Source organism: Demequina sp. NBRC 110056, from assembly GCF_002090155.1.
In the GTDB taxonomy this organism is placed as follows: domain Bacteria; phylum Actinomycetota; class Actinomycetes; order Actinomycetales; family Demequinaceae; genus Demequina.
In genome coordinates this window covers 17190-37512 of sequence record NZ_BBRM01000008.1, presented here as the reverse complement: position 1 = coordinate 37512, position 20323 = coordinate 17190, and the positions used below count along the sequence as shown (strand labels likewise).

The 20323-nt window shown below is 71.4% G+C and carries 17 protein-coding genes; 8 read left to right on the top strand and 9 right to left on the bottom strand.

Translation table 11 applies throughout. The features are described from left to right. Positions 1–2 precede the first annotated feature (2 nt). On the bottom strand, positions 3–2480 hold the full coding sequence (locus B7K25_RS12525; RefSeq protein WP_084106445.1) for a glycoside hydrolase family 3 C-terminal domain-containing protein: 2478 nt from the start codon (positions 2478–2480) through the stop codon (positions 3–5). A 138-nt stretch (positions 2481–2618) separates the two neighbouring features. Here B7K25_RS12525 and B7K25_RS12520 point away from each other — a divergent pair, with 138 nt between their 5' ends. Further along, the gene (locus tag B7K25_RS12520) at positions 2619–3236 is read left to right on the top strand and encodes a TetR/AcrR family transcriptional regulator (protein WP_084106444.1); all 618 of its coding nucleotides are present in this window, start codon (positions 2619–2621) and stop codon (positions 3234–3236) included. Here the strand turns inward: B7K25_RS12520 and B7K25_RS12515 are convergent, their stop codons facing one another. After that, positions 3237–3815: a TetR/AcrR family transcriptional regulator gene (locus B7K25_RS12515; protein WP_159450210.1), complete on the bottom strand. Its 579-nt coding sequence runs from the start codon at positions 3813–3815 to the stop codon at positions 3237–3239. A gap of 103 nt (positions 3816–3918) precedes the next feature. On the opposite strand from B7K25_RS12515, the gene B7K25_RS12510 reads away from it, so the two are divergent. Together B7K25_RS12510 and B7K25_RS12505 are read left to right on the top strand one after the other, a co-directional pair. Beyond that, positions 3919–4926 carry a hypothetical protein gene (locus B7K25_RS12510; RefSeq protein ID WP_084106440.1) on the top strand — a complete coding sequence of 336 codons (1008 nt, stop codon included), beginning with the start codon at positions 3919–3921 and terminating at the stop codon, positions 4924–4926. Positions 4927–5172: 246 nt separating this feature from the next. Beyond that, complete coding sequence (locus tag B7K25_RS12505) at positions 5173–6555, top strand: UTP--glucose-1-phosphate uridylyltransferase (protein WP_084106438.1); 1383 nt, start codon at positions 5173–5175, stop codon at positions 6553–6555. 1 nt (position 6556) lies between these two features. On the opposite strand, the gene B7K25_RS12500 is transcribed toward B7K25_RS12505, so the two are convergent. Continuing rightward, a complete protein-coding gene (locus B7K25_RS12500) occupies positions 6557–6934 on the bottom strand; it encodes a DoxX family protein (RefSeq protein WP_084106436.1) in 378 nt (125 codons plus the stop codon). Positions 6935–6936: 2 nt separating this feature from the next. After that, a complete protein-coding gene (locus B7K25_RS12495) occupies positions 6937–7494 on the bottom strand; it encodes a MarR family winged helix-turn-helix transcriptional regulator (protein ID WP_084106434.1) in 558 nt (185 codons plus the stop codon). Between the two features lie 89 nt (positions 7495–7583). Here B7K25_RS12495 and B7K25_RS12490 point away from each other — a divergent pair, with 89 nt between their 5' ends. Continuing rightward, the gene (locus B7K25_RS12490) at positions 7584–8453 is read left to right on the top strand and encodes an NmrA family NAD(P)-binding protein (RefSeq protein ID WP_159450209.1); all 870 of its coding nucleotides are present in this window, start codon (positions 7584–7586) and stop codon (positions 8451–8453) included. A 7-nt stretch (positions 8454–8460) separates the two neighbouring features. Here B7K25_RS12490 and B7K25_RS12485 read toward each other — a convergent pair whose 3' ends face one another. Both B7K25_RS12485 and B7K25_RS12480 read right to left on the bottom strand, forming a co-directional pair. Then, complete coding sequence (locus B7K25_RS12485; protein ID WP_084106430.1) at positions 8461–9681, bottom strand: DUF4190 domain-containing protein; 1221 nt, start codon at positions 9679–9681, stop codon at positions 8461–8463. Between the two features lie 726 nt (positions 9682–10407). Beyond that, positions 10408–12252: a cytochrome c oxidase assembly protein gene (locus B7K25_RS12480; protein WP_084106428.1), complete on the bottom strand. Its 1845-nt coding sequence runs from the start codon at positions 12250–12252 to the stop codon at positions 10408–10410. Positions 12253–12360: 108 nt separating this feature from the next. On the opposite strand from B7K25_RS12480, the gene B7K25_RS12475 reads away from it, so the two are divergent. The 3 genes from B7K25_RS12475 to B7K25_RS12465 are packed head-to-tail and all read left to right on the top strand — an operon-like array spanning position 12361 to position 15656. Continuing rightward, entirely contained in the window at positions 12361–13479 is a 1119-nt protein-coding gene (locus tag B7K25_RS12475) for a hypothetical protein (RefSeq protein ID WP_144019005.1), read from the top strand. Continuing rightward, positions 13476–14351 (top strand): hypothetical protein, encoded by an 876-nt coding sequence (locus B7K25_RS12470; RefSeq protein ID WP_084106425.1) that lies wholly within the window; start codon positions 13476–13478, stop codon positions 14349–14351. The genes B7K25_RS12475 and B7K25_RS12470 overlap by 4 nt, the downstream gene beginning before the upstream one ends. A gap of 27 nt (positions 14352–14378) precedes the next feature. Then, positions 14379–15656 carry an MFS transporter gene (locus B7K25_RS12465; protein ID WP_084106423.1) on the top strand — a complete coding sequence of 426 codons (1278 nt, stop codon included), beginning with the start codon at positions 14379–14381 and terminating at the stop codon, positions 15654–15656. Between the two features lie 11 nt (positions 15657–15667). On the opposite strand, the gene manD is transcribed toward B7K25_RS12465, so the two are convergent. The 3 genes from manD to B7K25_RS12450 form a co-directional block, all read right to left on the bottom strand. After that, positions 15668–16912, bottom strand: coding sequence for a D-mannonate dehydratase ManD (gene manD / locus B7K25_RS12460; RefSeq protein ID WP_084106421.1), 1245 nt, complete (start codon positions 16910–16912; stop codon positions 15668–15670). 108 nt (positions 16913–17020) lie between these two features. Continuing rightward, on the bottom strand, positions 17021–18358 hold the full coding sequence (locus B7K25_RS12455) for a hypothetical protein (protein ID WP_084106419.1): 1338 nt from the start codon (positions 18356–18358) through the stop codon (positions 17021–17023). Next, the gene (locus B7K25_RS12450; protein ID WP_084106629.1) at positions 18358–18900 is read right to left on the bottom strand and encodes an RNA polymerase sigma factor; all 543 of its coding nucleotides are present in this window, start codon (positions 18898–18900) and stop codon (positions 18358–18360) included. Before B7K25_RS12450 ends, B7K25_RS12455 begins: the two co-directional genes overlap by 1 nt. Positions 18901–19233: 333 nt before the next feature. On the opposite strand from B7K25_RS12450, the gene B7K25_RS12445 reads away from it, so the two are divergent. Continuing rightward, on the top strand, positions 19234–20319 hold the full coding sequence (locus B7K25_RS12445) for a VanZ family protein (protein ID WP_084106417.1): 1086 nt from the start codon (positions 19234–19236) through the stop codon (positions 20317–20319). Positions 20320–20323: the final 4 nt, after the last annotated feature.

Below are 20323 nucleotides of genomic sequence, written 5' to 3'. Positions count from 1 at the left end.
TCTCAGCCCTCCTTTGGTGCTGGGGACAGTGGTGTGGTGGTGATCGGGGTGGCCTCGGCCGGCGAGGCGCCGCCCGTACGCCGGGATCCGCGCGCCGCGCGACGGTGCGCGCGCCAGGCGGTGAAGGTGTGACGCGCTCCGCGCCAGAAGCGACCGTTGACCATGGTCAACAGGCCGTCGAGCATCGCGTCGTCGACGCGGCCCCCGCTCATGCGCGCGATGGACCGGAACGGCAGGTCGAGCGCGAAGCGGACGTTGTTCGAGGCGTGGGGCCGCCCCAGCGCCATCAGCGCGGCGCTCGTGGTCGTGATGAGGCCGTGCAGGAGGCTCGCGAAGCCCCCGCGCCCCTGGGTCTGCGCCACGATGTCGTCGCGGGTCAGCGGAGCGGAACGGTCCCACGTGGACGGCGGCACCTCGCGCCCGAGGAGCTCCTCGAAGTCCGCGGTGACCACCCGCTCGACGTGACCGTCGAGGTAGTGCTGCACGCGCATCGGCTCTCCGCCGACGCCGGTCTCGCCGGCGACGGTGACCGTCGCCCGGTCGCGGATGTCACGCGAGGATGCCCCCACGAGGACGCCGTAGTCGCCCGCGACGGTACGCCAGGCTCCCGCGACCGGGTCGTAGACGCCGAAGGCGTGCTCGGCGTAGGCGATGGCGACCTCGGCGCTCTCGCCCGGCGCGAGGGTCACCTGGGCGAAGCCGCGCAGCTCGCGCGCCGCGCGGAACTCGCCGCGTGCCTCGCCGGGGTTCTCGATGTAGACCTGCACGGTCTCGGTGCCCTCGCGGTCGCCGGTGTTGGTGACGGTCACGCGCACCCCGGCGTCGGTCGCGACGAGGTCGCGGTGCTCGAACGTGGTGTACGACAGGCCGTGACCGAAGGGGTAGCGCACGGGAGCGCCGACCTTGTCGTAGTAGCGATATCCCAGGTAGATCGACTCACGGTGCTCGGACGTGGCCTCGGTGCGCCCGAAGTCCTCGGACGAGGGCACGTCGGCGTACGTCAGCGGGAGCGTCTCTGCCAGGCGGCCCGCCGGGTTCGCGACGCCCGTGAGGAGCTCGGCGATCGCCGCGCCGCCGCCCTGTCCGCCCAGGTAGCCGTGCAGGATCGCGTCGACGTCCTCGGCGAAGGGCAGCTCGACGGGCGCGCCGCCGGCGAGCACCACGACGATGCGGGCGTCGAGCGCGACGAGGTCACGTACGAGCTCGAGCTGGTTGTGCGCGAGGCGCAGGTGCGCGCGGTCCACGGCCTCCGCCTCGGCGGACTCGTCGAGGCCGAGGAAGAGCACCACGGTCTGGGCGCGCCGGGCCAGGTCGACCGCCCGGCGCCGCAGCCGCGCGCTGGGCTTGTCGCGGCGGTGGAACCCCGGCTCGTAGCCGACGACGTCGAGGGCCGATGCGCGCAGGGCGCCGAGCGCATCGTCCACCCGGGTGGGGTTGACGAGCGAGCTGCCCGCACCCTGGTACCGGGGGGTGGCGGCGAAGTCGCCGATGACGGCGACGGGCCCGTGGTCGGGAGTCAGCGGCAGGGTCGCGCCCTCGTTGCGCAGCAGCACCGCGGAGCGGCGCGCGGCGTCAGTGGCGAGCGCGTGGTGCGCGTTGAGGTCGGCGGTGGCTCCCGGCTCGCGGGCGCTTCGCGTGCGCTCGATGAGCGTCAGCAGCTCCCCGACGCGCGCGTCGAGGACCGCCTCGTCGAGCTCGCCCGACTCGACAGCGGCGACGATCTCGGCGTCGGTGACGCCGTCGGTGGACGGCATCTCGAGCGCGTTGCCGGCGCGCAGGCCCGCGACGCGGTCGTTGTTGCCGCCCCAGTCGGTGACGACGAGCCCGTCGAAGCCCCAGTTCTCGAGCAGGATCGTGGTGAGCAGCGCGTGGTTCTCGTTCGCGTAGGTGCCGTTGACCTTGTTGTACGAGGACATGACCGTCCAGGGCTGTCCCTGCGTCACCGCGATGCGAAAGCCCTCGAGGTAGGTCTCGTGGAGGGCGCGCTCGTCGACCACCTCGTCGATCGACATGCGGTGCGTCTCCTGGCTGTTCACCGCGAAGTGCTTGGCGCTGGCGGCCACTCCCTGTGACTGGATGCCGCGGATCATCGCAGCGGCCATCGAGCCCGACAGCAGGGGGTCCTCGGAGAAGTACTCGAAGCTGCGGCCGCCCAGCGGATTGCGCTTGATGTTGAGCCCCGGCCCGAGCAGGACGCTGACGTCCGCTGCCGCGGCCTCGGCGCCGAGCGCGGTGCCGACCCGCTCCACGAGGGCCGGGCTCCAGCTCGACGCAAGCGTCGCGGCGGGCGGGAAGCACGTGGCGGGAAGGCTCGCGTGGAGGCCGAGGTGGTCGGCGGCGCCTCCCTGCTTGCGCAGTCCGTGCGGGCCGTCCGTGAGCATGATCGCGGGGACGCCGAGACGATCGAGCGACTTCGTGTTCCAGAAGTTCTCGCCCGACATGAGCGACGCCTTCTCGGCGAGGGTCATCTCGCTGATCAAGCGTCGTTGATTGTCTGCGTCGTGCATGGATCGGTACCCTGGTCTCAAGTTCCACCACGTGGTGGAGTGAGAAAGACGGTAACAGAAGTCCACCATGTGGTGGAAATCCGGTGACGTACGTCACGGGAAGGAGCCCGCGTGCCAGAGTCGGACGCGACCCCCCGGTCCGAGGGGTACGCCAGCGGCCGCGCCACCAAGGAGTCCATCGTCAGGAGCGCCGCGGAGGCGTTCGCGCAGCGCGGCTTCCACGGCACGTCGGTGCGGTCCATCGCGCGCGAGGCGGGCGTCGACCACTCCACGCTCATCCACCACTTCGGCAACAAGACCGCGCTCCTGCTCGCCGTGATCGAGTGGCACGACGCCCAGGCGATGCCGGCGGAGCTGCCCGAGGAGATCACCGCGCAGTTCATCGCGGACGGCATCGTGAAGACCGCGGAGATCAACCTGTCCTCACCGGGGCTGGTGCAGCTCCTCAACGTGCTCAACGCGGAGGCCGGCGCGGCGGATCACCCCGCCCGCGAGGCGCTCCAGCATCGGCACGACCTGCTCGGAGCGCTCATCGCGTGGACCATTCGACGACAGCGCACCGAGCTCGGCATCGACACGGATCCCCTGTCGCCGGAGGACCGCGCGGCGATGATCATCGCCACCTGGGACGGGATGCAGCTCTACGACGGGCTCCACCCCGGCACGCTCGACATTCCAGGGGCGCTGCGCGCGATGTTGCACGAGGCCTTCGGGCTGCCGCCTGCGTAGTCAGGCCCGCAGCAGCGGGACCATCACCTCGTCCACGAGGGCGGGGATGTCCCCGTCCTGACCGGCGCCCAAGGTGAAGAGCACCTCGTTGCGCACGAGGCCGATGATGGCGCGTACGACCACGGGCGACACCGGCCGGTCGGGGATCTCGCCCGCCACTCGCGCGCGCTCCAGGATCTCGTCGAGCCACCCGGAGAACTGCACGGTCACGAGACCCGCGACCCGGGCGACGGTGCCGTCGTCGACCTCGCCGATGACGCCGCGGAAGATCTGGACCCCCTCGGGCCCGACGCGATTCAGCACGCCGCTCACGAGCGCGATGAGGTCTTCACGCAAGGGTCCGGCGAAGTTCGCCGGAGGAGAGCCGATGCGGGAGGTGAGGAACGCGTCGATGGCCATGTCGGCGCGGCTCGAGTAGCGCCGGTACAGCACCGGCTTGCTCGTGCCGACTCTGCGCGCCACCCCCTCGTAGGTGAGGCCTTGGTACCCGCGCTCGGCCATCTCCTCGAGCACGGCCGCCTTGATCGCATCGTCCAGCTCGTGGGAGCGGCGGCGGCGCTGCTGCGGCTGAGGCGTCATGGTCGCCATCCTTCCTCATGCCGGCGCGCACTTGACAAGGCCCGCCGTGCTGAGCATACGATACGTACCGTATCTTATTAGTCGCCCGCCCCGAGGAACTGCCATGACCGAGACCCCCTCCACCACCGGCCCCGGCGCCGCACAATCCTGGCGCCCCGTCTTCGGGCTCGCGCTCGGGCTGGCGCTGCTCGTGTCCACGATGCTCGTCGCGTTCGGGCTCCCGGCCGTGAGCTCCAGCCCACATGACATCCCGCTCGCCGTGGTCGCCCCCGAGGAGGTCGCTGGCCAGATCGGCGGCGCGCTCGATGAGGCGCAGCCGGGCGCCTTCGAGGTCACCGCCGCACCCTCCGAAGAGGACGCCGTGGCCATGATCGAGGGCCGCGAGGTCTACGGCGCCTTCGTCGTCGGGCCCATGGGCCTGACGGTCGACGTCGCCTCGGCAGCCAGCCCGACGGTCGCTCAGCTCATCACCCAGGTGGGTCAGGCCGCCGGCGCGCAGCTCGGCGTGGACGTGACGGTCAACGATGTCGTGCCGACCTCTGAGGACGACCCGCGCGGCATCGGCCTGTCCGCGGGCGCGCTTCCGATCGCGCTCGGCGGCTTCATCGCCGGTGTCGCGACGACGCTCCTCATCCGCGGGACGGGACGACGCCTCGCCGCGATGGGCACATTCGCCGTCGTGGCCGGCCTGCTCATGGTGTCGATCCTCGAGTTCTGGTTCGGCACGCTGACGGGCAACTTCTGGGCCGCCTCGGCCGCCGCGATCCTGGGCATCCTCGCCACCGGCATGACAGTGCTCGGCGTCGAGAGCCTGCTCGGCAGGCCTGGCATCGCGATCGCGGCGATCCTCATCGTGTTCCTCGGCAACCCGCTGTCGGGCCTGACGTCCGCGCCGGAGATGCTCCCGGAGCCGTGGGGCGCCATCGGCCAGCTGCTGCCGCCCGGCGCGACCGGCACCCTGCTGCGCAACGTCGGCTTCTTCGACGGCGCGGCGATCGGTCAGCCGCTCCTCGTGCTCGGCGCGTGGCTCGCGCTCGGCGTGGCCCTGCTGGTGGTCGCCGGCGCCCGCTCCCGGCACGCCGTGGCGCGCGCGACCATCGCGTCGGCGTAGCGACAGCCAGCCACCATCGTGTGACACCCGACGCGGCAGACTGACGCTCACGCACCATCAGGACGCTAAGGCGGCGGAGGGGGTCGGGCGGAGAGGGTCCGGCGCGGAGGGAGTCCAGCGCGGAGGCAATCGAACCGGCGCGGGGGTCTGGCGCGGTACGGCGGGCGGGTCGGCGCCTTGGCGGACACCTGAAGTTCACGCCTGTGACCGGTCACAGTCCCGGGTCGAGCCCCCTACAGTAGAGACATGAGCGCAGAAGGACTTGCCCAGGCACAGCAGAAGATGCGCGACGGCGGAGTCTCGCCGGCCGCGATCGACGTGTTCAGCCACTACTACGCGGCCCTCGAGGCCGGCGCGACGGGGCTGATCCCCGAGGAGACCATCGAGCCGCTGCTCGACCCGGACCGCCTCGAGGACGTCGAGATCGACGACGCCGCGGCCGCTGAGGCGCTGTCGAAGACCGTCATCATCAAGCTCAACGGCGGGCTCGGCACCTCGATGGGCATGGACCGCGCGAAGTCGCTGCTGCCGGTGCGCGACGGCCAGAGCTTCCTCGACCTCATCGCAGGCCAGGTGCGCAAGGCGCGCGAGGCGACCGGCGCTCGCCTGCCGCTGGTGCTCATGAACTCGTTCCGCACGCAGGATGACTCGCTGGCGGCACTCGCGCAGCACCCCGACATCGAGGTCGACGGGCTGCCGCTGGACTTCCTCCAGAACCGCGAGCCGAAGATCCGCATCGACGACATGACGCCCGTGGACTGGCCCGCGGACCCCACGCTCGAGTGGTGCCCCCCTGGACACGGCGACATCTACACGGCGCTGCTGTCGTCGGGAGTCCTGGAGCGGCTCCTCGAAGCCGGCTTCAAGTACGCGAGCGCCTCGAACTCGGACAACCTGGGCGCAGTCCCGAACGCACGCATCGCCGGCTGGTTCGCGGCCTCAGGCGCGCCCTATGCGGCCGAGCTGTGCCGCCGCACGGCAGCCGACCGCAAGGGCGGTCACCTGGCGATCCGATCGTCCGACGGCCAGCTGATCCTGCGCGACACCGCCCAGACGCCGCCGGACCAGATGGACTACTTCACGGACGAGCACCGCCACCCGTACTTCCACACCAACAACCTGTGGTGGGACCTCGAGAAGCTGCACGCGGCGCTCACCGAGCGCGGCGCCGTCCTGGGCCTTCCCCTCATCCGCAACGAGAAGACGGTCGACCCCACCGACTCGAGCTCGCCCAAGGTGTTCCAGATCGAGACGGCTATGGGCGCCGCGATCGAGGTCTTCGAGGGTGCGACGTCCATCGTCGTGGGCCGCGACCGGTTCCTGCCCGTCAAGACCACCAACGACCTGCTGCTGCTGCGCTCGGACGCCTACCGCCTCGACGCGGACGGCGCTCTGCGCCTGGACGTCGAGTCCGCGCCTCTCGTGGACCTCGACTCGCGCTTCTACAAGACGGTGGGCGACTTCGACGCGCGGTTCCCCGCAGGGGCGCCGTCGTTGCGCGGCGCCACCTCGCTGACCGTGTCCGGCGACTGGACCTTTGGCGCCGATGTGGTGGTCACGGGCGACGCAGTGCTCAAGGACGGCGACGCCCCGGGCACCGTCGCGGACGGCGTGGCGCTCGAGGGCTGAGTCACCAACCGAGGAAGCGGCCGAGCGCGACGAAGGCTGCCAGCGCTCCGAGGACCACGTTGACCGGCAGCGACTGTCGCTCACCATGGCGGGCGTGGTCGACGAACGCGCCGACCATGATGACGACGAGCCCTGTGGCGGCGATCGGCGTGAGGACCGGTGCGATGTCGAGCGCCCACGGCAAGACCAGGCCGAGGGCAGCGGCCACCTCGGCGGCGCCGACTGCCTTGTACAGCCACACGGGCATGCGCGTCGCGTAGCTCGTCATGGGAGGACGTTGCGCCGCGTAGACCTCGCGACTGTCCTTGAGCTTGGTGAAACCGGCGCCGAAGAACGCGAGCGCCAGCAGCCCTTGCGCCACCCACAGGACGATGTCCATGGTCACTGCTCCTTGTCTCTCGCGCCGCTTGCCGCGTCCGCGAACTCGTCGAGGTCGTGTGCGAATCGGTGGATCCGTTCCGGCGTCCAGTCCGCAAGCATGGCGGCCAGCCGGTCGACGCGGAATCGCAGCGCGCGCAGATCGAGCTCGGCTCCCGCGTCCGTGACGCGGATCTTGACGCCACGGCCGTCCGTGGTCGACCGCTCGCGCTCCACCATCCCCGCGGCCACGGCACGATCCACCAGTCGCGTGGTGGTGGACGCCGTGATCCCCAGCTCTGCAGCGATCGCGCCGATGCTCACCGCGTCCTCGCCTGAGCGAACGACGACGTCGACCACACGCACGGTGGACATGTCGACGGACTCACCCGGCAGAGCACCGGACGGGGCCGGGCTGCCGATGACGAGCGCGCGCAGACGCAGCAGGCCAGCGTCGATCCGTTCGAGGTTCGGCGCGACGTCACGCGCGGCGCCGGAGCCCGTCGACGTGCCCGCGAGCACCGCCGCGCGCTCGCCAGCCTCTGGAGAGGACAGGGGGGGTCGCTCGTCGCGCGCACTCATATTTGTATGCTACAACTAAATGAACAGGCTGTCGAGAACTGCCACCCCCGCGCGCCCGGAGAGCGCCGACCTGAAGGAGATGCGCGATCGTGGACACCCCCATCCTGGTCACCGGAGCAACCGGAAACATCGGCCGCGCGATCGTAGGCTTCTTGCGAGCCGAGGGCGCGCCCGTGCGAGCGGCAGCGCGGTCCCCTCGCGATGTGACGACCGCGCTCGGCGACGAGGTCGAAGCCGTCGCGCTCGACTTCACCGACCCCACGACGTGGGACGGTGCCTTCCGAGGCGTCGAGCGCATGTTCCTCATGCGGCCGCCCCAGCTGTCGAACATCGCGCGCGACATGGTGCCCGCCCTCGAGGCAGCCAAGAGCGCGGGAGTGCGCCACATGGTGCTGCTGTCGCTGCAAGGCGCGGAGAGCAACACCGTGGTTCCGCACGCAAGGATCGAAGCCTGGCTGCGCGACTCGGGCCTCGAGTGGACCTTCGTGCGCCCAAGCTTCTTCATGGAGAACCTCACCACGACCCACCTCACCGACATCCGCGATCGGGACAGCCTCATGGTTCCGGCGGGCACAGGCGCGACGAGCTTCGTCGCGGCGAGCGACGTCGCCGCGGTGGCGTCTGCCGCACTGCTCGACCCGAGCGCACACCGGAACACTGCATGGACCCCAACGGGTACATCGGCCCTTACCTATGCCGAGGTGGCCGACACGCTGTCCCACCTGCTGGGCCGCCCGATCCGCTACGCCAAGCCGGGAGTCATCGCGTACGCGCGCCACGCACGCCGCACCCTGGGGATGCCCTGGGGCATGGTGGCCGTGACGACGGCGATCTACTCGGTGGCGCGCGCCGGCAAGGCGGACGGGATCACCGACGACGTGCTGGCCGTGACCGGACAGCCGCCGCAGTCCTTCGAGCAATGGGCCACGCAGCATGCGGGCGAGTGGTCTCGCCCGTGACGCCCGATCACTCGAGGGTCAGGCACGCCCCCTCGGCCATGCCCTCGGTCGCGGTGTAGCTGAACGCGCCGACGGTCCCGCCGTCGAAGGAGACGTCGAGGCACCAGTCGGAGGCCGTCGACCCGGTGAAGCTGAGCGTGTGCTCGGTGGTGAGCTCGGAGGCGATGGCCTCCCCTGACACGGTGTACCCGTCGCCAGCTTGCGCGACCTCCGGCACCATGCCGGTCTCGACGGCGGCCGTCGCCGCGGCGGCTCCCAGGGCGCTCACGTCCTGCTGCGCTTGGATGTCGATCTCCTCGGGCGAGGTGCGCTCGGCCAGCAGGAAGTAGGCGGAGACGCCCAGCGCGATGAGGCCGATCCAGCCGAGGATCACGCCCGCTAGCGCGAACGAGCGATGGCGCGCGCGTCCCTTCTTGGCAGCCGAGAGTCCCAGGTGGCCGAAGATGATGGCGATCGGGCTGATCAGCAGGGCTCCGGTGACGAACGCGAGGACGCCCATCCAGTCGCGGTCAGCCTCGACGGGCGCGGACGGCTCGTCGACGCTGTCCTCCGCCCCCTGGTCCCCCAGGAGAACGACAGGCGGGAGGACCTGGGTGGCCTGCTCGTCCTCGCCAGCCTCGGGCTCGGGCTCGGGCTCGGGCTCGGGCTCGGGCTCGGGCTCGGGCTCGGAGTCACCCTCCGCCCCGGTGCGCTCATCGTCGCCGCGCATGGGATCCGTCGCAGCGGTGCCGGCGAGCACCGCGGCTCCGCCGGTGACCGGGTCGAGCACGGGCGCCGGGTCGCCACCGGGCTCATCGGCGGACTGCGGCTCCTCCGAGGCGAGCGGCTCGTCGACATCCGCCGCGTCACGAGGCGTTCCCTCGGCGCTGGCCGTCTCCTGGGCACTGCTCGACTCAGGCGCCGAGGTCTCCTCGCGCACGGCGTCGGGCGTCCACGGCCGGAGGCCCGCGGCGGGCGCCGGCTCGGGCGCAGAGGCGGGGCTGACCGGAGACTCGCCCGAGAGGATCGAGGCCCAGGGCGAGTCGGCCGACGCATCCGCGGCCGGGCCGTCGGGCGCCGCGTCAGCGGTCTCGTCCTCGACGGCCGATGGCGCGGAGGCTGGCTCCTCCGGGGTGCGCGCGGAGGCAGCGCTCGCGCCGCTCACCACCCCCGCCCACGGGACGCCTCGCGGGGCGCTGTCGGGCGCGCCCTCGGGTCGGTCCTCGGTGGGCTCCTGCGGCTCGGTCATCGCACCTCCTGTCGAGGGCCTCGCCCTCGGTACTCAACGTACAGCGCGCAGCGTCGGCGCCCCTGGAGGCCGAGGGGAGTGGCCCGAAAGGGGTGTTCCCGGCCGACGGCGCGTGTCGGTGCGGCGTCGCGCTGTCCCCAGATCGTAGGTTGGGGACAACGGCCCCCCAGCGGTGGCCGGGCAAGGCGAAGGCCCCCCGCAATAGGAGTGCGGGGGGCCTTGCCATGACCGAGAAGTTCTCGCGATCTGGGGATAACTCCCTCGACCGCGACGGCCGCGATTGACGATGCGGCTACACCCCCCGAAGGGTGGTGTCCTCCTGGTCGACGCTCCGGGCCGCCAAGCCCCTGTGCCGTCACCCACAGTTCGCCGCAACCCACCCGTGAGCGGATTCCGACGACGTGGACCGACGTTGTCCGAAGCGTCCGGTTCTCCTTCCCCACCAGCCGATGTACCAGGCATGTCGGCTCGGATGACCCGAGTCGCGCAGCTGGCCCGCCGGCCCCCGATCGAGGTCTTGCGACCCCTCCGGAGCGGTGGAACCGAAGTTCCGATGGGACTAGTCGTACTCGGGTCCAGGGGGGCGCGCAACCCCGGCGAGGGACTTTTTTTCATCCACTTTTTCCCCACAGCGTTTTCCACCGGAATTGCTCCTGGTTTACCCAAACTTCACAACCCTGTGGATGAAATCTGTGGAGAGAGCGCCGCTGTGGAAAGGGCTGGGGATCACGGCTCGCGGTCGCGCTCGGCGACCTGCGCGAGCATCGCGTTGTACGCGCGCAGCTCCGCGTCGTCATCGCGCTCGGCCTGGCGGTCCTTGCGCCGAGACTCCTTCTCGTCGGCGCGCCGCCACGCGATGATGACGCCGATCGCGAGCAGCACCACAGGCAGCTCGCCGATGCCCCATGCGAGAGAACCGCCGTACTGCTGATCGGTGATGGCGTCGGGCCCCCAGTCGCGACCCATGAGGCCGAACCACCGCGGGGCGAGCAGCACCTCGGAGGACATGAGCGAGACGCCGAAGAACGCGTGGAAGGCCATGGTCGCGAAGATCATGACGATCCGCAGCGCGTAGCGCGGCCGGTTGGGCCCGGGGTCGATGCCCACGAGGGCATTGGCGAAGAAGTACCCGGCAAGCGTGAAGTGGACCAGCATCCACAGGTGGCCGACGTGGTTGGTCAGCGCGAACTCGAACAGCGGCGAGTAGTAGAACACCACCAGGGAGCCGGCGAAGTTCACGGCGGCGACGATCGGGTTCGACAGGAAGCGCAACAGGCGCGAGTCGATGACGCCGCGGAGGTACTCGCGGGGCCCACGCGACCCGTCCGTGCGCGCCGGCAGCGCGCGCAGCGCGAGCGTCACCGGAGCACCGAGCGCGAGCGGCAAGGGAGCGACCATCACGAGCAGCATGTGCTCGACCATGTGACCGGAGAAGGTCACCATGCCGTAGATCATGGGCGCGCCCTGGGTGATCCACAGCATCGTCGCGATGCCCAGCAGGAACCACGCGGTGCGGTACCAGGGCCACCGGTCGCCGCGGCGGTGCAGGCGCGCGGCCCACACCACGTACATCAGGCCACCGGAGATGATCGCGAACGCGGACAGGATCTCGAGCCTCCAGAGCGCGACCCAGTTCAGCAGAGAGGGCTCGGGTGGGAGCTCGTAGCCCGTGAGGAAGTAGGCGGGCGACGGGGCGTCCACCGCCTCGATCGGCACCGGCGGCGCGGTGCCCGACAGCACGACGGCGACGAGGACCACGGCGACCAGCGCACCGACGTCGACCATCATCACGCGCCAGAACCGGTCGCGCACCTGGGCATCGGACAGGCGCGGCAGCGACACCCGCCGGTGCCACGCCGCGAGCGCGATGGCGAGGGACATGAGCAGCACCTTGAGGACGAGGAGGCGCCCGTAGGAGGTGGTCCATAGGTCGGAGACGTGCGCGAGGCGGATCCACGCGTTCGCGATGCCGGACACGACGATGCCGGCGGCTGCCCACAGCGCGATGCGCGACCCGCGCCGGACGACGGCCTTCGCGTCGGTGCCGAGCGGGCCTCGCATGAGCAGCAGGGCCGCGATGACGCCCAGCCACAGGGCCGACGCGGCGATGTGGATGAACATCGCCGATGTCGCGAGGTGGTGGTCGGCGGCGCCTGCGGCGTGTCCCGTCTGGGCCTGCCAGCCGAGCGCCCATACGACGGGCACGAGCGACCACGCGGCGGCTACCGGGGTCCTCACCAGGGCGGCGAGGACGGAGACCACGATCGCGCCGAGGGCCATCTGTGCGTAGGCCTGCCCCAGGTCGATGGTCGTGACGAACGACCAGACCTCCTCCACGAACCGCTCGGGCGCGACCGGAGAGTTGCGGATGTAGGCGTAGGACACGAAGACGTACGCGACCGCCGACACGGCCCACGCGACCGAGGACCAGCGCGCGACAGCCGCGGCGCGCGCGACGGCGCGGTGTCCAGGGGGAAGCAGGGTCGCGATGGCGATCAGACCCCCGACCGTGAGCGCCAGCGCGACGTCGCGGACCCCGCCCGCCATCGTGACGAGGGTCTCGGCTGGCATGGGGTCAAGCGTACGCGCGAGCCGAGCACGCCCCTGCCGCTCGCCAGGGCGACGACGGCGCCTCTCCCGGCCCCCGCATCGGCGCTCCCGCTGTGCCAGAGTGGGCACATGAGAACTGCTCCGCGCCTTGCCGCGCTCACGCTCGTGTGCGCCGCCGTCCTGACCGGCTGCCTGAAGGTCGAGATGTCGGTCACCCTCAACGAGGACGACACCGCCAGCGGCGAGTACGTCATGGCCGTCAGCAGGGAGGTCGCGGACCTCATGGGCGAGGACGAGCTCGAGTCCGCGTTCGAGACCGACGACATCGAGGGCGCGACCTCGGAGCCCTACGAGGACGAGGAGTTCGTCGGCACCCGCACCACGTTCGACAGCGTCGACATCGCGGAGTTCGGCGACGAGACGATGAGCATCACCCGCGACGGCGACGACTACGTCGTCACCGGCACGCCCGCGAGCCTCGACGACCAGCTGGGAGGCACGGAGATCCCCGACGGCGCGACCGCGACGCTCGCGGTCTCCTTCCCCGGCGAGGTCAGCGAGCACAACGGCACGCTCGACGGCACCACCGTCACGTGGGACCTGCTCGACCCGCCGGCCGAGATCTCCGCTCGTGGCGCCGCGAGCGAGGGCGGCGGCGGCATCCCCCTGGTGATCATCCTGATCGTCCTGGGCGTGATGGGCATCGGCATCGGCATCGCGATCGTCCTGATCACCTCGACCAAGCGCAAGGACCCGCCCTCGGAGACCTCGCTCGAGGCCGAGCGGGAGGCCGGCATCCTCACCCACGCGGACGCGGCTGAGTCGACCGACGCCCTCGGGGACGAGTCTGACCCCTCCAGCGAGAGCGCCGATGCGGTCGTCGAGTCCGACGACTCCGTCGCCGAGGCCGCGGTCGACACGGACGTCGCACCCGAGGTGGAAGCCGATGCGGTCACCGAGCCCGAGCCCGACGCCACGGAGGACGACGCGGTCGCCACGCCGGAGGCGTCCGTCGACGACGTCGCCCCGTCCGAGGACCCGCTCCCGGACGGCGTCGCGGTCGAGGCCGAGGCCGAGTTCGCGGGCGACGCCCCCACCGACTCGCCTGTCACCGAGGCGCAGGCGGCAGACGCCGCCGAGCACGCCCACAGCCCCGCCGAGGGCGTCTCCCCCGAGTCCGAGGACGTCGCCGGCGAGCCAGCCGCTGACGAGGACCCGGCAGACGACGGGGACACCAAGAGCCCGTGAGACGGCCGCTGCGCTGGGTCGCGGCGGCCGCCTTCGCCGCCGCCGCGCTGACGGGGTGCGTGCGCGTCACGTCGGACACGGCGTTCAGCTCCGACCTGACGTTCTCGCAGCACGCCGTCATCGCCTTCGACGAGTCCGCCGCCTCCCAGTTCGCCCAGCAACAAGGTCTCGACGTCGACCTTGACGGGCTCGTGAGTCAGGCGCAGGAGTCCGGCGAGCTCGCCGACCTGCAGGACCGCTACCCCGGACAGATCGAGGTCGCCGACTACGACGACGGCGAGCTCACCGGCGTCGAGATCACCATCTCCGACCTCCCCGTCGACGAGCTGGCGACGGCCGCGCAGGAGGCCGCTGGCTTGGGGGCCGAGGCCAGCGTCGAGGTGGTCGACGGCTCCTACGTCCTGGCGCTGAGCCGGCCCGACGAGCTCGACCTGTCGGGCATGGGTGTCAGCGCCTCGAGCCTCGAGCTCGCGGCCACGGCCGTCGACGTCGAGGTGACGTACACCTTCCCCGGGCGCGTGTCCGAGGCGACCGCCGGAGAGGTGCCGGGCAACACCGTCACGCTGTCGCTGGTCGACCTGGCGACCGCAGCGGAGATCCGCATCGTCGCGGCCGCGGACGACCAGATCGACTGGGGCCCGTGGCTGACGTGGGGCGGGTTCGGGCTCGGTGCCGCTCTCGTCATCGGCGGCGCCGCCGCGCTCGTGATCCAGGACCGGCGCAAGCGCCGCGAGACTCCGCTTCCGCCGCCCGTCGTCGGCACCGACGCCACCGGCCCTGGAGTGCTGTCGCCCGAGGCGAACCCCCAGGAAGCGACCCCACCCGAGGGCGACGAGGACTCGGAGCCCGAGCCACCGCATCGGCTCTCCTGACCGGTTGGAAAGTGAGAGCATGAGGGGGTGCTCGCCCCCTACCGCTCGATCCTGACCCACCCCGGCGCGAAGGCCTTCGCCTTCGCCGGGCTGCTGTCGCGCCTGCCCATGTCGATGTTCAACATCTCCTTCATCCTCATGGTGCAGATCCAGTACGACAGCTACGAGATGGCCGGCCGCGTCGCGGCGATCGGCATCGTGGTGTGGGCGCTGCAGACCGTCCCCACCTCGCGGCTCGTCGACCGCATCGGCCAGCGACGCGCCATGCTCCCGCTGCTCGCTCTCCACGTCACCGGCGCGACCGTCGGCATCCTCGTCGCCGTGAACCAGGGCGCGGAGTGGCTGCTGTGGATCGCCGTGGCGGTGGCGTCCCTGTCGGGACCGCTCGGGTCCCTCACCCGTGCCCGGTGGTCGAACATCCTGGACTCCGACGAGGACATCCACACCGCGTTCGCCCTCGAGGGCGTGCTCGACGAGGTGCTGTTCATCGGCGGACCCGCGCTCGCGACGATCCTCGCGACCGCGGTGTGGGCTCCGGCGGGCCTCGTCGTGTCGACGGTCGGCACGGTGATCGGCCTGCTGATCCTGCTCTCGCTCACCGCGACCGAGCCGCCCGCACGCGGCAGCGCCGGCGGTGCCGGGCTGGGCCTCAAGATCCCTCCCGCGGTCATCGGCGCGACGTTCATCGCGCTGGGCCTGGGCACCATGTTCGGCGCCTTCGACATCTCCGTCGTGGGCTTCGCCGAGGAGCAGGGGCACAAGACCCTCTCCGGCGTGCTGCTCGGCATCGTCTCCGCAGGCTCGTTCGCGGGCGGTCTCCTGTACGGCGCACGCCACTGGCGGATGGAGCTGTGGAAGCGCACGGTGATCGGCACCGTCGTGCTCGCCTTGGGCTTCGGCATCCTCACGCTCGCCGAAGGGATGATCGTGTTCGCGATCATCGGGTTCTTCGCCGGCGCCGCGATCGCCCCGACCCTCACGAACGCCGACACGATCGTCCAGCGCGTGGTCAAGCGCGACCAGATCACTGAGGGCATGTCGTGGCTGCGCATCGGCATGGGCGTGGGCGTGGCGCTCGGCGCGTGGATCGCGGGCTACCTCGTCGACAACGTGGGCGCGCACGCGGGGCTCTACACCTCGGCGGGCGCCGCCGTCGCGATGGTGGGCATGGCGCTCATCGCCGCGCCCGTGATCCGGCGCGGCACGTCACGCCCCGACGCCGCGGAGGCGGACGACGTCCACCCGCCGTCGCAGCGTGATGCCGACGAGTGGGTCGAGCAGCCGTACACCCCGCCGAACGTCTGAGCGCAGCCCGCTCACCAGTCGTGCATGGTCCCGTCGGCGAGGCGGTTGACCGGGAGGTAGGCCGGGTCGTAGGAGAAGCGCCGCACCGCCTCGCGGTCGAGCTCGACGCCCAGGCCGATGCGCTCGCCGGGGTGGAGGAGCCCGTCCTCGAACCGGTACGAGGTGCGGAAGACCTCGAGCGTGTCGTCCGAGTGGCGCATGAACTCCTGGATGCCGAAGTTGTGCAGCGCGAGGTCGAGGTGCAGGTGCGCGGCCTGGCCCACCGGCGACACGTCCGTGGGCCCGTGGAAGCCGGTGCGGATCCCGTAGATCGAGGCGAAGTCGGCGAGCTTCTTGAGGTGCGTGATGCCGCCCGTGTGCGTCACCGCCGAGCGCACGTAGTCCACCAGCCGCTCGGTGATGAGCGTCTGGTAGTCGTGCACCGAGTTGAACACCTCGCCGATCGCGAGCGGCGTCGTGGTGTGCTCGCGCACGTACCGCAGCGCCGCCTGGTCCTCGGCGGGCGTGCAGTCCTCGAGCCAGAACAGGTCGTAGGGCTCGAGCGAGCGGCCCAGCTGCGCGGCCTCGCGCGGCGTCATGCGGTGGTGGCCGTCGTGGAGCAGGGGCAGCTCGACGCCGAACTCGTGGCGGACCTCCTCGAAGACGGTGGGCACGTGGCGCAGGTAGGCGCGGGTGTCCCAGGTCTCCTCGACCGGCAGCGCGCGGGCGCCGGCGCCTCGCCGGGCGGGCTCGTAGTCGTAGCGGTCGCCGTCGCCGCCGGCGGACGCCGCGACGCCGTACACGGAGTCGAGTCCGGGGATGCCGGTCTGGACTCGGATCGCCTTGTAGCCCAGCTCCAGGTGCGCGCGGATCGAGTCCTTGAGCTCCTCGACGTCGCGGCCGCTCGCGTGGCCGTAGGCGAGGGCGCCCGTGCGGGACTGGCCGCCCAGGAGCTGGTAGAGCGGCAGCTCGGCGACCTTGGCCTTGATGTCCCACAGCGCCATGTCGACCGCGGCGATCGCGGCCATCGTGACGGGCCCGCGCCGCCAGTACGCGCCGCGGTAGAGGTACTGCCACGTGTCCTCGACGTTCATCGCGTCGCGTCCCTTGAGCAGCGGGATGACGTGGTCCGCGAGGTAGACCGCGACCGCGAGCTCGCGGCCGTTGAGCGTCGCATCGCCCAGCCCGATCGTGCCGTCCTCCGTCGTGATCTGAAGCGTGACGAAGTTGCGGCCCGGCGAGGTGACGATGACCTCAGCGCTCTTGATGGTGGTCATGGACGGAACTCTAGGCCGCGAGCGCGGCCCGCTCCCAGCGCTCGGGCGCCGGATGCGAGCAACGCCACACGACGGGCCGATGCGCGCGCTGGGTTGGGTGCGTCCGCGTCAGCAGCCGCACATCTCGAAGCCAGCCGAGCGGTCGGTCGCCTCGCCGAAGTACACCGGCAGGCCGAGCTCGAGCCAGTCGGGTACGAACACGTCCGCGTCAGCGAGTTCAGTGACCGCACCCGAGCCGTCGAGCGCGAACAGCGCCGGGTAGCTGGTGTACACGTTGTCGTCCGAGTCCGGGTTCTCAGGGAACTCGACCCACGCCTGTACCAGTGACCGTTCGAGCAGGTACGGGTCCGTCAGCCGCGCCTCCTCGGGCAGCCCCAAGAAGGGGTACTGCGCCACGGAATCGGAGCTGAGGTCGTACGTCACGAGGGTCAGCATCGTCGTGGCCGGTTCGCTCGACAGCGGACGGCGCAGCAGGACGCGGTCGCCATCGTCGGTGACGGTCGGCCCGTCGATGCCGATGCTGTAGCCCGCGGCGTCCGCATCAGGCACCTCGTCGACAAGCGCTGAGCCGACCCAGCCGTCCTCGTCCGCTCCCTCGCTCCACCGGTAGTACTTGAAGCCCGCCTCGGACTGAGCTCGCCAGAGCTCGTCGCCCGCGGCATTCGCCATGATGAACCGGTAGTCCGTGGCCGTCTCGCCGTACACCGCCATCCTGAGGTCGCTCACCTCGCCGGTCCGGAGGTTGACCGCGGCGGCTTGGCCGTCGTCGCGGTCCTCCGAGTGGTCGGCCCACCAGATGGTCGCGATGCCCTGGTCCTCGCGCCAGCTGGTGACGCGCGTGCTCGCCCAGGCGCGCTCGGGCAGCTCGTAGAGCTCGAAGCGCACGTCCTCGGGACTCACCAGGTAGAGCACCGCCGCGGGGAGCACCGCATTGTCGATGTAGTTGATCGTCCACTGCACCGACGCGATGTCGAGCGCCCAGCCCGCGCCTACGGCGTCCCAGACCCAGTCCTCCATCACGTGCGCCTGCGGATACGGCGTTCCGTCGGAGAAGTCGTCAGCGGGATCGAGGAAGCCGCGATCGGCCGCGAGCGCCGGCAGTGAGTCCTCGGCGATGCCGTCGAGGCTGTCGTCGAATCGAGGGTCCGCGGGATCCGCCGTCGGCTCCGCAGTAGGCGTCGGCTCCGGCGACGGATCGCCGCTCGCGGTCGGGCTGCCATCGGGCAGCGCAGGCTCCTGGGCGCGGGTGTCGCCCATGAGGCCCCACGCCCCTACGCCGACCACTCCCACCGCGACGACGGCGACCGACGCGGTGAGCATCGCCCTCACCGTGCGCCGGCGCTTGGCCCCGGCGCGGACCGCTCCGTAGACCGCGGGCCCCGACCGCGGGGCCGCGTCACGCATCGCCTCGTGCTCGCCGCGCAGACGGCGCTCGAGCTCATCCATCAGTGCCTCCCCGCATCCACGGCGACGCCTTCGACGTCATCCGTCACCGCCTCGGTCCCCAACGCGGCGTTGAGCTTGCCGATCCCGTCGTGCACGTAGCGCTTGACCGAGCCTTCCTTGAGCCCGAGCCGGTCCGCGGTCTCCGCGACGCTCAGGTGCTCGAGGTACCGCAGCACCACGCACGCGCGCTCGCGGGCCGACAGCAGGTCCAGGGCACGCGACACGTCGGTGCGGTGCTCGACGAGGACGGCCGGGCCGGCCGCAGGATCGGCATCGGTGGCGCCCACCTTGGCCAGGGCCCTGCGCTCGGCCGATCGCCGGCGCGTGCCGTCGATGAACCGCGAGCTGATGACCCGGCGCGTGTACGCCTCGGCCGCCGCCACGTGGCCGAAGCGGCGCCGCCCGCCGAACGTCTCGATGAGCGCGTCCTGGACCAGGTCCTCCGCCTGGGCGGAGTCTCCCGTCAGCATCCGCGCGTACGCCACGAGGTCCCGGTGACGTGTCGCCACCAGCTCCTCCAGCATCGGCTCCCAAGCCGCCATGTCCACCCCTCACATCACGTGCGCTGACCCTATAGCGAGCGAGCGTCCCAGAAAGTTGGGGCGGCGCCGGGACCAACGTCCCGTCGGCGCGCTCTCGGCGCCCCATACCTTGGAGGAGTCGTCAGGTGACAGAGCGGTCGCCGCCAAAGACGTGGCGCAGGCGGCCATCCGGGGACTAGGTCGCCTGCGCCGCTACCTCTTCCGGCATCGGCGCCTCATCCCTCCCCCCTCCCCCCGAGGCGCCGAGGCCGGACACTCGTGCGACGGGGCCCGCCCGCCTCTCTCCTCCCCCTGAGCGGGGGCCCCGTCGCATCATCTTCGTAGGCTGGCCCCATGGGCGTGTACCAGCTCGACGCGGTCCTCGCGGTGGCGTTCACCGTGATGCTTCTCCCTGTCGCGCTCACGCCCACCCTCGGCATCCTGGTGCGCCGTCACGGCCGGGTGCGGGCGGTGCCGCTGCTGGTCGTCGCCGGCCTCCTGGGTTCCGCGTGCTCGCTGGCCGCGTTCACCGTGTTCCCGCTGCCCGAGCCCGAGACCCTTGAGTGCTCGGGTCGCGCGCTCGAGGACTACTGGCAGCTGGATCCCAGCGCCTCGCTCGTGGACGCGGGCCGGGCCCTCGCGTCGTCTGGTCCCCTTGCCGGGCCGGTGCTGCAGGTGGTCCTCAACGTTGCGCTGTTCATGCCCTTCGGGTTCTTCGCGCTGCTGGCGAGCCAGTGGAGCTGGGCTCGTGTCACGCTCGCGTCGGCGGCCATGTCGCTGCTCATCGAGGTGACGCAGGGCACCGGGGTCTACGGGCTGTACCCGTGTCCGTACCGGCTCTTCGACACCTCCGACCTGATCGTGAACACGGCCGGCGGCGCACTGGGCGCGGCGCTGGCGGCGCTCGCGATGCGCCGGTGGCCGCGGGCGATCGACCCGCCGCGGGACGTCGAGGAGCGGCCGGGTACGCTCCGCCGCACGCTCGCGGTGGCGTTCGACCTGCTGTTCGTGCTCGTCGCGACGACGGCGGTACAGCTGGTCGTCACCCTTGCCCGAGCTGGCGCGGTGGGCATCGAGACCGCGGTCGACGAGCTCGGCTCCGGCTGGTTCCCTGCGGTCGTGGCGCTCGCGACGGCCACGATGCTGACCCTAGGAATTCCGCTGCTCCGCGGGGATCGCGCGACGCTCGGCCAATGGCTCCTCGCCGTCGCGCCGGCCCGCACGGGCATGCCGGCGTCGCGAGCCCGCCTCACCGTCCGCTTCCTCGTGCGCTGGGCGGCGTTCGCCGCCTCCCTGCCTGCGCTCGGCTTCCTCGTGATGGCCGCCGATGCGGTCGTCGCGATGATCCGGCGCGACCGGGGGACGCTGACCGGGCTGGCGTCGGGCACAACGACGGCGACCACGCTCGCGCCCGGCGAGCCCGCTGACTCCGCTTCGTAGGCTG